Raw genomic sequence first — 14,641 nt, 5'->3', positions numbered from 1 at the left:
TGTAGGTGACTGCCGTACTGACATCCGCCCGGTAGCAAGAGCTTACCGGGCGGATGCGATCTGCCAGGGAAAAATTTCCGCCATCATAGAGAGTATCAGTCGGATATGCCGTTAAAAATCATGTAAATAAATTTCAATGTAATTGTTATTGTGTTGCTTTCGACTACCGATTAATGGGTATTTGAGCGTTTAATTAATTAGAAATCGTTAACCTTTTAGCCTATTTCCTTCACTTTTAATGTCTATTTATATCACTATTGGCTCATTTCTCTGTAATATATGAAAAATATTTACTAATAATGTTGCTAAATAAAAAGCGATCAATATCATAAAGTTAGTAACATTTTTGCCGATAAATCTTCCTGTATGAGGATATGCAATCCCAGGGAGAAAATATGTTTTTGCATAACATTAAAATACGTTCGAAATTATTTATTGCCTTTGGTTTATTCATTGTACTCATGGTAGCGAGTTCCGCTCTGTCTTTATTTAGTCTTGATCGGGCTAATACAGGTATGCAGAACATTATTACCAATGATTATCCCACCACGGTGAAAGCCAATCTGTTAATCGATAATTTTAATGATTTCATCATCGCTCAGCAGCTTATGTTACTGGATGAAGAAGGGCGCTGGAGCCAGAGCTCGCAGAAAGAACTGAATGAGATAAGCCAGCGTATATCGGCGTTACTGGATGATCTTTCCAGCAATCGACACGATGCGGCTTCGCAGAAAATCATTACCGAGATCCGTGAAGCGCGCCAGCAATACCTGGAGTCCAGATTCCGTATTTTGCAAGATATTCAAAGCCATAATCGTCAGGCGGCCATTGAGGAGATGATGACCAGAACGGTGCAGGTGCAAAAGGTCTATAAGGACAAAGTTCAGGAGCTTATCGCTGTTCAGGATGCGCAGATGCACAACGCGGGCGTACAAGTTGAAGGCGATTTTAAAACCAATCGGACGCTATTAATCACCCTGGCGCTGATAAGTATCGCCGCTGGGTGTGTAATGGGATGGTATATTGTGCGTTCCATTACCCGACCGCTTGATGAAGCGGTACGCTTTGCCGAGGCGATTGCCGATGGCGATCTGACTCGCCATATCACCACCGACTATAAAGATGAAACGGGCGTGCTACTGCAAGCGTTGATGGCGATGAAAACGCGTCTGCTGGATATCGTACAGGAAGTGCAAAACGGCTCGGAAAGCATCTCCACAGCGGCGGCGCAAATTGTCGCCGGCAACCAAGATTTGGCGGCGCGGACGGAAGAGCAGGCCAGTTCTGTTGAAGAAACGGCTGCGTCGATGGAACAGATTACCTCCACGGTTAAAAATACGGCTGACCATACCAGTGAAGCGACGAAACTGTCTGCCGGCGCCGCCAGCGTGGTGAAAAACAACGGTGAGATGATGAATCAAGTGACGCAGAAAATGCGCGTCATTAATGATACGGCAAATCGTATGTCGGATATCATCAATATCATTGATTCCATTGCTTTTCAGACCAATATTTTGGCGCTGAACGCGGCGGTGGAAGCGGCGCGCGCGGGCGAACATGGGCGCGGTTTTGCCGTTGTCGCGGGGGAGGTTCGCCAGTTGGCGCAAAAGAGCGCCTCGTCGGCCAGCGAAATCCGTAATTTAATTGAAGATTCAACCAGCCAGACTCAGGAAGGTATGCAACTGGTGGAGAAAGCCAGTGCCCTGATTAATGGTATGGTGGATAACGTCGAAGAGATGGATGTGATATTGCGTGAGATTGGGCAGGCCAGCCGCGAGCAAACCGATGGTATTTCACAGATTAACAGCGCGATTGGCCTGATTGACGCCGCCACGCAACAAAACTCCTGCCTTGTGGAGGAGTCTGTTGCCGCCGCGGCGTCGCTGAACGAACAGGCGTTACATTTAAAAGAGCTGGTTAACGTGTTCCGCGTCCGGGAAGAAGACGCGCAGCCCGCTTAATCGAGTTCGGCGATTTCCAGCGCCGCGCGATCAATCACGCCGATAATGCGTTTGATTTGCGCGTCGTTGATATCGCTGTGGTTTATCCGCAGATCCAGCACGGCCTTGAAGTTATCCAGCGCCCGCTTCATCTGCGGATTTTTACGTAACTCCATACCGACGCAACGGGCTTTTAACCGCGCCTGAATATGCGTCAGATGCTCGCGATTTTCATCAAGCCATTGCGCGCCCTTCGCGGTAATCGCAATTTTTTTCCGCCCGCCTTCTTCATCGCTAATAGTAATAAATTGCTGCTCCTGTAAAAAATCCAGCGTGGGGTAGATCACGCCGGCGCTTGGCGTATAGTCGCCCCCGGTCAGGTTTTCTATCGCTTTAATCAGTTCATAGCCGTGGCTGGCGTCCTGGGTCAGGATATCGAGAATAACCAGCCGAAGTTCGCCGTGACCAAAAAATCGCTGACGCCGGCCGCCGCCCCGTCCATGATGGCCGCAGCCGTGTCCGTGACGGTGTTGTTCGCCGCCGCAACTGGCGTTCTCATGCTGATGCGCGCTATGGCAGCCTTCATGGTGATGTTCCCGATCTTTACAGCAGCCGTCGTGCTTATGATCCCGGTTTTTGCAGCACCCTTCATATTGGTTTTGCATCATTGCCTCCTGTTTTTTAGATATATCTAATTTATATCTAAATATAAGATGTTAGCAAGTGCAGGTTTGTTTTTAATTTTAAGATATTGATGTTAATGTATTTATTTTATGTTTTGATTAATATAGTGTAGCCAGTACCCTATCAAAAAAAGAGTTGCATTTTTTCTGATTAACAATCATTATCATTTAAATGTTAATTTAGATATATCGTATTACTTTGCGAAGGCAAAAAATGACTACATCATCCGTACGCTACCCACAGCGTGTTCGTAATGAACTGCGTTTTCGCGAGCTGACCGTCCTACGGGTAGAACGTATTAGCGCAGGATTTCAGAGGATCGTACTTGGCGGTGAGGCGCTGGACGGTTTCACATCCCGGGGCTTTGACGATCACACGAAAGTTTTTTTCCCTGAACCTGGCGACCGCTTTACGCCCCCGATAGTGACCGAGGAAGGCATCATCTGGGGAGAGGGCGTCCGTCCGGCCTCCAGGGACTACACGCCGCTGTATGATGAGGCGCGCCGCGAGCTGGCGCTGGATTTCTTTATCCACGATGGCGGCGTAGCCAGCCGTTGGGCAATGGAGGCGCGTGAGGGCGATACACTGACGATTGGCGGGCCGCGCGGTTCGCTGGTGGTGCCGGAAGACTATGCCTATCAGGTTTATGTCTGCGATGAGTCCGGTATGCCCGCGTTGCGTCGTCGTCTGGAGTCGCTTAGCCTTCTGCCTGTGCGTCCCGCAGTAACCGCGCTGGTAAGTATTCAGGATGCGGCATATCGGGGGTATCTCGCCCATGTGACGGACATTACTGTGGAATATGTTGTTGGCGGCGATGAGCAGGCAATACAAACGCTTCTGTCGCAGCTAACGATACCCGATTCAGACTATTTCATCTGGATCACTGGAGAAGGCAAAACGGTGAAACATTTAAGTCAGCGCTTTGAAAATGGATTTGATCCACAACTAGTACGTACGGCAGCCTATTGGCATCGTAAATAGCTATAGGGTCATTGATTCCCGGTCTTTCATCCCGTAGATGGACGAAACACAGCGAGAACACGAGCGTGAGGCGTGGCACGGTACAATGCTCAGCGCGACACTGAGCATTATAGAAACAATTAAGCTACTCTTTTGAGTGGCTTAATTTTATGATTTTAAAGTTAAAGTTTGGTGGCCGCTGCTGGACTTGGACCAGAGACCAAGCGATTATTATTTCCTACCAGAACAACGGGAAATCAATATTTTCGTTATTTATCATTGACATAGATTGCCATTATTTGCCAGCGTTTGCCAATATTTGCCATTTACACCGCCATTTTATCGCCACTTAAAAATGAGATAACAAAAAAGCCACTCTTTCGAGTGGCTTAATTATATGATTCTAAAACTAAAATTTGGTGGCCCCTGCTGGACTTGAACCAGCGACCAAGCGATTATGAGTCGCCTGCTCTAACCACTGAGCTAAGGGGCCGTGGCGGTGGATTATAATGTAACTTTACGCAGCAATCCAGCCATAACCGTGCGGGTGCTGTTTTTATAAACAATGTATTTTCAACCCGTTATACTTAAAGAACGTTGTATTGCTCAGGAGTGATAATGGTTAAGGACATACTGGCGCCAGGGTTACGGGTGGTTTTTTGCGGCATCAATCCGGGGCTCTCCTCGGCGAATACCGGTTTTCCGTTTGCCCATCCTGCGAATCGTTTCTGGAAGGTTATTCATTTGGCCGGTTTCACCGATCGACAGTTGAAACCGGAAGAGGCGGAAAAATTACTGGATTTTCGCTGCGGAGTAACAAAATTAGTTGACCGACCGACGGTACAGGCGACTGAGGTGAAGTTGCATGAGCTACGTAGCGGCGGACGAAGCCTGATTGAAAAAATTGAGGATTATCAGCCCGCAGCGCTGGCTGTGCTTGGTAAACAGGCTTTCGAACAGGGTTTCAGCCAGCGCGGTATCGCCTGGGGTAAACAGAAGATTGTCATTGGCGCGACGACGGTGTGGGTATTGCCAAATCCCAGCGGTTTAAACCGTATAAAAACGGAAAAACTGGTCGAGGCCTATCGCGAGCTGGATGAAGCGCTCATTATGCGTGGGTTATAGCAATAGTGAATAAGGGTACGAATACTCACACATTGTAAAAATTCTGCAGGCCAAATAAGGCGCTCGCGCATGACCTGATAAAAAACGCCGCCGTAAGGCGGCGTTTATGCGTGTACGACGAATTAATCGTCCAGGAAGCTGCGTAACACTTCAGAACGGCTCGGATGGCGCAGCTTACGCAGCGCTTTCGCTTCGATCTGACGGATACGTTCGCGGGTAACGTCGAATTGTTTACCCACTTCTTCCAGAGTATGGTCGGTATTCATATCGATACCGAAACGCATACGCAGGACTTTCGCTTCACGGGCGGTCAGGCCAGCCAGAACATCGTGGGTGGCGGCGCGTAGGCTCTCGGTAGTGGCAGAATCCAGCGGCAGCTCAAGGGTGGTATCCTCGATGAAATCCCCCAGATGCGAATCTTCATCATCACCTATTGGTGTCTCCATGGAGATAGGCTCTTTAGCGATTTTCAGCACCTTACGGATTTTATCTTCCGGCATCAGCATCCGTTCAGCAAGTTCTTCCGGCGTCGGCTCGCGGCCCATCTCTTGCAGCATCTGGCGGGAGATACGGTTGAGCTTGTTGATGGTCTCAATCATATGCACCGGAATACGGATGGTGCGCGCCTGATCTGCGATAGAGCGGGTGATCGCCTGACGAATCCACCAGGTAGCATAGGTGGAAAACTTGTAGCCGCGACGGTATTCAAACTTATCAACCGCCTTCATCAGACCGATGTTGCCTTCCTGGATTAGATCGAGGAATTGCAGACCACGGTTGGTGTATTTCTTGGCGATAGAAATAACCAGACGCAAGTTCGCTTCAACCATCTCTTTCTTCGCACGGCGGGCTTTCGCTTCCCCAATAGACATGCGACGGTTGATGTCTTTCACCTGTTCGATGGTCAGGCCGGTTTCTTCTTCAATCTGCCGCAGTTTTTGCAGGCAGCGTTGCACTTCTTCCGCTACATCGTGCAGTTTTTCCGACCACGGTTTGTTCATCGCGATGGCGGCGTTGAACCAGGTTTCGCTGGTTTCGTTGCCGGTGAACAACGTGATAAAGTTTTTCTTCGGCATTTTGCACTGCTCAACGCAGAGCTTCATGATCAGACGTTCCTGAGTACGAACGCGATCCATCATCACGCGCATACTGTTGACCAGGTAGTCGAATTGCTTCGGTACCAGACGGAACTGTTTGAACACTTCAGACAGCTTCAGAATCTCTTCCTGCGCGGCGGCATGGCTGCGGCCTTTTGCTTTGATGGTGTCGCGCGTGACGATATACTGCGCGCGCAGCTCAGCGAATTTTTCGCGTGCCAGTTCAGGGTCAATGCTGTTGTCGTCATCGGCGGCATCATCGTCGCCGTCTTCTTCATCTTCGTCTTCGTCATCATCCAGATCTTCCTGGGAGAGTTCAGAGCCGACGTGAGTTGCGGTCGGCGCCATCTCTTCTTCCGCATTCGGATCAACAAAGCCGGTGATAAGATCAGACAGACGAGCCTCTTCAGCCTCAACGCGATCGTACTGTTCCAGAAGATAGGTAATGGCTTCCGGATATTCGGCAACGGAGCATTGAACCTGGTTGATCCCGTCTTCGATACGTTTAGCGATGTCGATTTCGCCTTCCCGGGTCAACAGTTCAACAGTGCCCATTTCACGCATATACATGCGTACCGGGTCAGTCGTACGACCGATTTCAGACTCAACACTGGACAGAACTTGTGCAGCAGCTTCTTCCGCATCTTCATCGGTGCTGGTGGTATTCTCAGCCAGCAGCAGATCATCGGCATCAGGCGCTTCTTCCATCACCTGAATACCCATGTCGTTGATCATTTGGATGATATCTTCAATTTGATCTGAATCGACGATATCTTCCGGCAGATGGTCATTGACCTCGGCATAGGTCAGATAGCCTTGCTCCTTACCACGGGTGACAAGAAGTTTCAGCTGTGACTGCGGGTTTTGCTCCATAAGACGGTATCCACACTTATTCGTTTGATTGGTGTCGACGATATAACTGCCGACATTTAAAGCGAGGGCATACTTATATTTGGGCCGCTGCCTCTCACTGCGGCTGTCGGGGGCTTCCCGATCGATATGCGGCATTTAAGCCGTTAAATTCATTTTCTGGCCAGCTCCTGGTTTAACGTCCAGAGCTCCCGGCGTTCTTCGCTGCTTAAACCGTGAGTGCGATCGCGGGCGATCAGCTCTTCTTGTCGCAGTTGCAGCAGCGAATCAAACATATGGTTGAGTGAGTCGGTAAAGGTCTTTTCGGCAATCGCCTTATCTGCTATATCGTCCCACATCGATAATTTTTCAAGGGTCGCAGCATCATTTGTGCCACGGTAGAGTTCCAGAAGTTGTCCGGTAGTAAGGCCTGGCTGAGCCAAACAAGTTTTGACCAATTCTTTAAATAAGCCAAGCCCAGGCAGCTTATTCTGATCCAGCGCGTCTAATGGCGGCACCAACGGCGCGAGATCCGGATTTTGCACCAGTAATCCTATCAGTATACGCATGGTCGTGCGTTTTAGCTGCGGAGCCGGGCGGGAAAGGCCGCTTTCCGCCTGTTTGGGCACTAAACGATCAAGCTGACTATCGTCGAAAATGCCTAATTTTAGCCCCAACGTCTGACGCAGTTGAATACGGTGCGCGTCGCCAGGCACCTGATTAATAAGCGGCAGCGCCAGCGCGGCTAACTGCGTGCTGCCATCCGGCGAGCTTAAATCCACCTGCGGCAGGAGGCTATTAAACAGAAACGTAGAGAGCGGCTGCGCCTGCTCCATCCGCGCTTCGAAAGCCGCCTTTCCTTCTTTACGCACCAGCGTATCCGGGTCTTCGCCGTCCGGTAAAAACATAAAGCGTACCTGCCGACCATCGGTCATATAAGGCATTGCTGTTTCCAGGGCTCTCCACGCGGCGTCACGGCCTGCCCGGTCGCCGTCGTAACAGCAAATCACGTTGTTCGTCGCCCGGAATAACATATGCATATGGTCTGCCGTGGTTGAAGTACCCAGCGAGGCGACCGCATAGTTAATGTCATATTGCGCTAGTGCGACGACATCCATATAACCTTCGACCACAAGCAAGCGTTGCGGTTCAGCGCTATATTGCTGAGCCTCATAAAAGCCATAAAGCTGGCGACCTTTATGGAAAATGTCGGTTTCCGGAGAGTTAAGGTATTTCGGCGTGTCGTTACCCAGCACTCGACCGCCAAATCCAATCACCCTGCCGCGTTTATCCCGAATAGGGAACATGACCCGGTTACGGAAACGATCGTAAGTGCTGCCCTGCTCGTTATTAACCAGCATTCCGGCATCCAGCAACAATGCTTTGTTATCGCTGTTATTACCGAAGCGCTTTAACGCGTTATCCCAACCTGGCGGTGCGAAGCCAATGGCGAAACGCTGAATAATTTCAGCGCTCAGACCGCGCTTTTGCAGATAGTCACGCGCAGGTTTTGCCGCAGGATGGGTAAGCGACTGCTGATAAAAGTCATTCAGCCCATTCAACAGCTGATAGAGATTTTGCCGTTGATGACGCTCTATCTGGCTAAGCCCGGTTCCCGCTTCATAGGGGATTTCCAGGTTATGCATTGCCGCTAACTCTTCGACGGTTTCGACAAATTCGAGCTTGTCGTAATTCATCAAAAAGTCGATCGCATTGCCATGCGCGCCGCATCCAAAGCAGTGATAAAACTGTTTTTCACCGTTTACGGTGAAAGAAGGGGTTTTCTCATTATGGAACGGACAACACGCATGATAGTTCTTGCCCTGCTTTTTGAGTTTTACGCGCGCGTCGATCAGATCGACGATGTCGGTTCTCGCCAGCAGGTCATTAATGAATACGCGTGGGATTCGTCCAGCCATATGCCCCGTAAGTTACATTCCATCCTTCACTCTGTTTTGCATTGGCTTCTGAGTTCTCCTCAGGCATGGAGCCCGGGCTAACGCGTTTTGCGATACAGCGTGAATGGTTGTATGTAGATGCTGATTCATAAACGAAAACAAGCCGCGCATTCCTTTCGGAAGCACGGCCTTACAACTACAACTCGATCTGAATTGAGAGCAGCCCGCTCTCAAAAAATTAGTACAGACGAGTACGGCGTGCGTTTTCGCGAGCCAGTTTCTTCGCGTGACGTTTAACTGCAGAAGCTTTAGCGCGCTTACGTTCAGTCGTCGGTTTTTCATAGAACTCACGACGACGAACTTCCGCCAGAACACCTGCTTTTTCGCAGGAACGCTTGAAGCGACGCAGAGCTACGTCGAACGGCTCGTTTTCACGTACTTTAATTACCGGCATGTGCCTCTCACCTTTGATTAATTCGGTTTGCCGCTGGCATCAACGCCAGCTTATTTCAAAATGGTGCGGAATTTTACTGCAATTGCTGCTGCTTTGTAAAGCACCGCGGCCTTTTTTGAAAGGGACTTTTATAAGGGGAGGGAGTATACACGAAGTCGGGACTGAGGGTATACATCCACCCACATTAGACCTACACTGCGCGGTATTAGAGCGAGGTAAAACAAGTCATGCGTGTACTGGGTATTGAGACATCCTGCGATGAAACTGGCATCGCCATTTACGACGACGAAAGAGGTCTATTAGCCAACCAATTGTATAGTCAGGTAAAATTACATGCTGACTACGGCGGTGTAGTGCCTGAACTGGCTTCCCGCGATCATGTGCGTAAAACCGTGCCGCTGATTCAGGCGGCATTAAAAGAAGCCGGTCTGATGGCGAGCGACATCGACGCGGTGGCCTATACCGCAGGGCCGGGCCTGGTCGGCGCGCTGCTGGTGGGTGCTACGGTTGGACGTTCTCTGGCATTTGCCTGGAATGTGCCGGCTATTCCTGTACACCATATGGAAGGTCATCTGCTGGCGCCGATGCTGGAAGATAACCCCCCGGATTTTCCGTTTGTGGCGCTGCTGGTCTCCGGCGGGCATACGCAGCTCATTAGCGTAACCGGAATCGGGCAGTACGAACTGCTGGGGGAATCGATTGATGATGCCGCCGGTGAAGCGTTTGATAAGACTGCCAAATTGTTGGGGCTGGATTATCCTGGCGGCCCGATGCTGTCGAAAATGGCTTTGCAGGGTACTGCCGGGCGTTTTGTCTTTCCGCGTCCGATGACCGATCGTCCGGGGTTGGATTTTAGTTTTTCCGGTCTGAAAACCTTTGCCGCCAACACCATCCGTAGTAACGGCGAAGACGAACAAACTCGCGCTGATATCGCGCGCGCTTTTGAAGATGCGGTTGTGGATACGCTGATGATCAAGTGCAAACGCGCGCTGGAAAGCACCGGCTTTAAGCGTCTGGTAATGGCGGGCGGCGTCAGCGCTAACCAAACGTTGCGTGCGAAGTTGGCGGAGATGATGCAAAAACGCCGCGGCGAAGTGTTTTATGCCCGTCCGGAGTTTTGTACCGATAACGGGGCGATGATCGCTTATGCCGGGATGGTGCGGTTTAAGGCGGGCGTTACGGCGGATCTTGGCGTAACGGTACGTCCGCGCTGGCCGCTGGCGGAGTTGCCGGCGGTGTAAAACCCGTTGGGGCGGCGTGACGTCGCCCCAACGGGGTTACAGCAAAACTACGGGCATCCACAACAGCCCGGTGATGATCAGCAACATCAGTTCGTTGCCGGGAAACAGCCTGCGGCGACCATTTTTACCAGGATTAACACAATATGCCGACCAGCTCGCCTTATCAGGCCCACCACATAGTGCAGAAAACTACTTCGATTCTTTCTCGCGTTTCTTTTTTAGTTTCGTCCAGATTTTCGTCTCCTGGCGACGCCACAGGCGCTGGATGTTGTCGTGGTGGCGCAGCAAAATCAGGCATGACAGCATCGACACCGGAAAAGTGAACTGCGGTTTAAACCACCAGACGTAAAACGGCGCAATCAATGCGCTGACAATCGCCCCTAACGATGAATAACCGCTTAACAGGACCGTCAGTAGCCAGGTGCCCGCTATGACGCCGGTTAAATCCCAGCCGATGGGCGCAATGGCGCCAAACGCGGTCGCTACGCCTTTCCCGCCTTTAAAGCCAAAAAAGACCGGCCAGATATGTCCCAGGCAGGCGGCGATGGCGATAAGCCCAAGCCAGAAAGGGGTAATGCCTAACGCATACGCGCCCCAGACGGGCAGCATACCTTTAAGGATGTCAAAAATGAGTACCGCGACAGCCGCTCCCTTGCCACCGATTCGTAATACGTTTGTCGCGCCCGGATTGCCGGATCCGCTTTCACGCGGATCGGGCAGGCCAGCGATGCGGCAAACCAGAATGGCACTGGAAATTGAGCCGCAGAGGTACGCGAAGAGGATCATTCCAGGCGCGATTGCACTCATAAGCTGTTCCGTTTTGAAAGTGTCGTTTTATTTACTATTTCTGTGGATAATACGCACATTTCGCCGGAAGTGGTATCCGGCTTAGCTAAAAAGCAGGCAGGTCGTGATGGATATTGTATTTATAGAGCAACTTTCGGTAATCACCACTATCGGTGTTTATGACTGGGAACAGACTATCGAACAGAAACTGCTGTTTGATATCGAAATGGCCTGGGATAACCGCAAGTCGGCGAAAAGCGATGATGTCGCAGATTGTCTAAGTTACGCGGATATTGTCGACGCGGTGATTAGCCATGTTGAAGCCGGGCGTTTTGCGCTGGTCGAACGCGTGGCGGAAGAGGTAGCGGATCTACTGCTTAGCCGATTCAATTCCCCGTGGGTACGTATTAAGCTGAGCAAGCCTGGCGCCGTCGCGCGTGCGGCGAACGTGGGGGTAATTATTGAGCGTGGCAATAATCTGAAATAAAAATAAATAATTTTATATTTTTTAAACCAAAGGGTTATATATGGGTCTTAACGCGAGATCCACTTTTGCTGTGTTTTTTATTTTAGGGGTTTATTGATGAGCGATATGCACTCGCTGCTGATAGCGGCAATTTTGGGTGTGGTCGAAGGATTGACGGAGTTTTTGCCGGTATCCAGTACGGGCCATATGATTATAGTGGGTCATCTGCTGGGGTTTGAAGGCGATACGGCCAAGACGTTCGAAGTGGTGATTCAGCTTGGATCTATTCTGGCGGTCGTGGTGATGTTCTGGCGGCGGTTGTTTGGCCTGATCGGTATTCATTTTGGTCGCCCGCTACAGCGTGAAGGTGAAAGTAAAGGCCAATTAACGTTGATTCACATTCTGCTGGGAATGATTCCGGCGATGGTGCTGGGGCTGGTCTTTCATGACACTATCAAGTCGTTATTCAACCCGATTAACGTGATGTACGCGCTGGTGGTGGGCGGCCTGCTTCTGATTGCCGCAGAGTGCCTGAAGCCGAAAGAACCGCGTGCGCCGGGGCTGGATGATATGACGTACCGTCAGGCGTTTATGATTGGCTGTTTCCAGTGTCTGGCGCTGTGGCCGGGCTTCTCTCGTTCCGGGGCGACCATTTCCGGTGGGATGCTGATGGGCGTCAGCCGTTACGCCGCCTCGGAGTTCTCGTTCCTGCTGGCTGTGCCGATGATGATGGGCGCAACGGTTCTGGATCTCTATAAAAGCTGGTCATTCCTGAGCGTAGCGGATATTCCGATGTTCGCGGTGGGCTTTGTGACGGCTTTTGTAGTGGCGCTGATCGCTATCAAAACCTTCCTGCAACTGATTAAGCGTATCTCGTTTATTCCGTTTGCGATTTATCGCTTTGTGGTGGCGGCTGCCGTTTACGTCGTTTTCTTCTGATCATTGACCGTGCCGGATGGCGGCGTTCCGCCTTATCCGGCCTACAGTTTCGTACCGCTTAGTTGGCAGGTTTTGGGCAACGCTTCTCTTTCCAGCAGGCGACCGCCGCAATTCGCCGCTTAGTCAGCTCTTCGCGAATTGCTATTCCCTTAAATCCGGCCTCCACCACCTCTTTAGTCGGTACTGCCTGTGCCACCTGCCAGGCTTCGCGCAGCCAGCGTCCCTGCGGGTAATCCGACGCTTCAAAGCCTGTGCGCCCACGGACGTCGGCTTCGCTGGTAAGCGCAATTTGCTCGACGCGCTGCGGTTTACGCCAGGCATCAATGGCGTCAAAAAGCTTAACAATTGTTTTCGGCTGCAGTATCGGGAAGGTATGGATAAGATCGTGGAATTCGGCGACCAGTTTAGCTAAGTCACGCAGATCGTTGGGGACGCGTAAACGTCGGCATAACTGTTCGACCAGTTTCACGCCCGCCGGGCCGTGGCCGTGATGACGTGGCCAGAGATTTTTCGGCGTTAAACCTTTGCCCAGATCATGACAAAGCGTGGCGAAACGGACATCAAGCTGCGGACTGAGCATGGCGGCCATCGACAGCGTCATCAGCGTATGAACCCCGGTATCAATTTCCGGATGCCACTTTGCTGGCGCGGGCACGCCAAACAGGGCGTCGATTTCTGGAAACAGGACGCGCAGGGCGCCGCAGTCGCGTAATACCTGGAAGTAAACCTGCGGATTGCGAGTGGTAAGCGCATTTTCCGTCTCTTTCCATACCCGTTCCGGCGTCAGATGCTCCAGCTCGCCAGCCGCGGTCATTTCGCGCATTAGCGCCAGCGTATCATCGGCGATACGGAAGCTAAGATGGGCGTAGCGGGCGGCAAAACGCGCCACGCGCAATACGCGTAAGGGATCTTCGCCGAACGCGGGAGAGACATGGCGCAGCAGACGCGCCTCCAGATCCCGGCGTCCGTGCCAGGGGTCGATAATCTGGCCGTCATCGTCGCGCGCCAGGGCATTAATGGTCAGATCGCGGCGCTGGAGATCGGCTTCCAGGGTAACGTCTGGCGCGGCATAGCAGGTGAAACCCGTGTAGCCGGAACCGGATTTACGTTCGGTACGCGCCAGAGCGTATTCTTCGTGAGTTTGCGGATGGAGAAACACGGGAAAATCACGGCCTACCTGCTGGTAGCCTGCGTCAAGCATCTCCTGCGGCGTGGCGCCGACAACGACCCAATCTTTATCTTTAACCGGTAGCCCTAACAACGCATCCCGAACCGCACCACCGACCAGATAAATCTTCACGCCACTTTCCTTTTAAAAACGATCATCCTCTAATGATAAGACAGTGCGGCGGAGAAGGCGATTTAGTTCATCCAGCGATCTTTGCGTTTACGGCTTGGGATCATATGCGGCAGCACCAGACCTAACAACAAGCCAATACCCAACACGCCGCCGCCATACATAAACCACTGCATAATAATGGTGCGCTGTTTGTCATCCAGTTGCAGATTCGCGGCGCTAACTTTTTTCTGCGCCACAATCAACTCATTTTTCAGTTTCTGGTTCTCTTCTTTTAGCCCATTGATGACGCTGTCGCTTTGCGCCACTTTCTGCTGCATGTTGGCTGTGCGCTGATTCCACGTTGTATCAATATTGTTGAGTTTATCGGTCAACGTTTTGACCTGATTTTCCAGATCCGGCACGCGGGTACGCAGGCTTGGCGTAGTATTCAGTTCTTTTAACGGTATCCAGGCAGTACGACCGGAACTGTCTTTGATTTGGCCATAGTTGGCATCGCTCTGTAAGAGCGTGACTTGCTCGCCGGCGTTGACGGTGCCCACAAGGCGATAATTATCTCCCGGACCGCTGCGGACCCAGGTATTCAGTTCATCAGAAACATAACGCGTCTCTTCAGCATGAGAGACGGCGGTAGCGCTAAGCGCAAGTAAAGTTAGTCCAATCAGGCGTAATTTTGGCATCAGGCTGTCGTTATTGTCAGAGAAAGTGGAACGATAGTAACGGCATCAGTGTCGCTACGCAAAGCAGTCGACATCAATCGGAATCATCTGTGTCATCTTTGCCGCTACGTCAAACTTTTACGCCCGTCAAATTGCTCGTTGCATGGCAATTTGGCGCAAAATACTATCTACTGACAAAAATAATGCGGGTAAGTTCGCCAACAATCTTCCCATATGTGACATAAC

General features: G+C 51.2%; 13 protein-coding genes and 1 tRNA gene. 6 read left to right on the top strand and 8 right to left on the bottom strand.

Features of this window, described 5'->3' with window-relative positions; translation table 11 throughout:
* Positions 1 to 395 precede the first annotated feature (395 nt).
* On the top strand, positions 396 to 1,961 hold the full coding sequence (locus F4V61_RS09990) for a methyl-accepting chemotaxis protein (protein ID WP_000478451.1): 1,566 nt from the start codon (positions 396 to 398) through the stop codon (positions 1,959 to 1,961).
* Here F4V61_RS09990 and F4V61_RS09985 read toward each other — a convergent pair.
* Positions 1,958 to 2,608, bottom strand: coding sequence for a PadR family transcriptional regulator (locus F4V61_RS09985; protein ID WP_103143120.1), 651 nt, complete (start codon positions 2,606 to 2,608; stop codon positions 1,958 to 1,960). The genes F4V61_RS09990 and F4V61_RS09985 overlap by 4 nt on opposite strands.
* Before the next feature lie 229 nt (positions 2,609 to 2,837).
* Between F4V61_RS09985 and F4V61_RS09980 the strand changes: the two genes are divergently transcribed.
* A complete protein-coding gene (locus F4V61_RS09980; RefSeq protein ID WP_058819756.1) occupies positions 2,838 to 3,605 on the top strand; it encodes a siderophore-interacting protein in 768 nt (255 codons plus the stop codon).
* A 396-nt stretch (positions 3,606 to 4,001) separates the two neighbouring features.
* Here F4V61_RS09980 and F4V61_RS09975 read toward each other — a convergent pair.
* Positions 4,002 to 4,077: transfer RNA gene (locus F4V61_RS09975), tRNA-Ile, on the bottom strand.
* 125 nt (positions 4,078 to 4,202) lie between these two features.
* Between F4V61_RS09975 and mug the strand changes: the two genes are divergently transcribed.
* Positions 4,203 to 4,709, top strand: a complete 507-nt coding sequence (gene mug, locus F4V61_RS09970) for a G/U mismatch-specific DNA glycosylase (RefSeq protein WP_038397606.1) — start codon at positions 4,203 to 4,205, stop codon at positions 4,707 to 4,709.
* A 122-nt stretch (positions 4,710 to 4,831) separates the two neighbouring features.
* Here mug and rpoD read toward each other — a convergent pair whose 3' ends face one another.
* From rpoD to rpsU, 3 genes are all read right to left on the bottom strand, one after another.
* On the bottom strand, positions 4,832 to 6,814 hold the full coding sequence (gene rpoD / locus F4V61_RS09965; RefSeq protein WP_071820952.1) for an RNA polymerase sigma factor RpoD: 1,983 nt from the start codon (positions 6,812 to 6,814) through the stop codon (positions 4,832 to 4,834).
* 14 nt (positions 6,815 to 6,828) lie between these two features.
* Entirely contained in the window at positions 6,829 to 8,574 is a 1,746-nt protein-coding gene (gene dnaG / locus F4V61_RS09960; protein ID WP_038397607.1) for a DNA primase, read from the bottom strand.
* 217 nt (positions 8,575 to 8,791) lie between these two features.
* Positions 8,792 to 9,007 carry a 30S ribosomal protein S21 gene (gene rpsU / locus F4V61_RS09955; RefSeq protein ID WP_001144069.1) on the bottom strand — a complete coding sequence of 72 codons (216 nt, stop codon included), beginning with the start codon at positions 9,005 to 9,007 and terminating at the stop codon, positions 8,792 to 8,794.
* A 227-nt stretch (positions 9,008 to 9,234) separates the two neighbouring features.
* On the opposite strand from rpsU, the gene tsaD reads away from it, so the two are divergent.
* Positions 9,235 to 10,248 (top strand): tRNA (adenosine(37)-N6)-threonylcarbamoyltransferase complex transferase subunit TsaD, encoded by a 1,014-nt coding sequence (gene tsaD / locus F4V61_RS09950; RefSeq protein WP_038397608.1) that lies wholly within the window; start codon positions 9,235 to 9,237, stop codon positions 10,246 to 10,248.
* A 189-nt stretch (positions 10,249 to 10,437) separates the two neighbouring features.
* On the opposite strand, the gene plsY is transcribed toward tsaD, so the two are convergent.
* A complete protein-coding gene (plsY, locus tag F4V61_RS09945) occupies positions 10,438 to 11,055 on the bottom strand; it encodes a glycerol-3-phosphate 1-O-acyltransferase PlsY (RefSeq protein WP_001272781.1) in 618 nt (205 codons plus the stop codon).
* Positions 11,056 to 11,161: 106 nt separating this feature from the next.
* On the opposite strand from plsY, the gene folB reads away from it, so the two are divergent.
* Complete coding sequence (folB, locus tag F4V61_RS09940) at positions 11,162 to 11,521, top strand: bifunctional dihydroneopterin aldolase/7,8-dihydroneopterin epimerase (RefSeq protein WP_000355773.1); 360 nt, start codon at positions 11,162 to 11,164, stop codon at positions 11,519 to 11,521.
* A gap of 96 nt (positions 11,522 to 11,617) precedes the next feature.
* Positions 11,618 to 12,439: an undecaprenyl-diphosphate phosphatase gene (bacA, locus tag F4V61_RS09935; RefSeq protein WP_079828607.1), complete on the top strand. Its 822-nt coding sequence runs from the start codon at positions 11,618 to 11,620 to the stop codon at positions 12,437 to 12,439.
* A gap of 58 nt (positions 12,440 to 12,497) precedes the next feature.
* On the opposite strand, the gene F4V61_RS09930 is transcribed toward bacA, so the two are convergent.
* Together F4V61_RS09930 and F4V61_RS09925 are read right to left on the bottom strand one after the other, a co-directional pair.
* A complete protein-coding gene (locus F4V61_RS09930) occupies positions 12,498 to 13,739 on the bottom strand; it encodes a multifunctional CCA addition/repair protein (RefSeq protein ID WP_038397610.1) in 1,242 nt (413 codons plus the stop codon).
* A 62-nt stretch (positions 13,740 to 13,801) separates the two neighbouring features.
* Entirely contained in the window at positions 13,802 to 14,416 is a 615-nt protein-coding gene (locus F4V61_RS09925; protein WP_001125345.1) for a TIGR04211 family SH3 domain-containing protein, read from the bottom strand.
* Positions 14,417 to 14,641: the final 225 nt, after the last annotated feature.

This window comes from Salmonella enterica subsp. arizonae, from assembly GCF_008692845.1.
Taxonomy (GTDB): Bacteria; Pseudomonadota; Gammaproteobacteria; order Enterobacterales; family Enterobacteriaceae; genus Salmonella; species Salmonella arizonae.
This window is presented reverse-complemented; position numbering and strand designations above follow the sequence as displayed.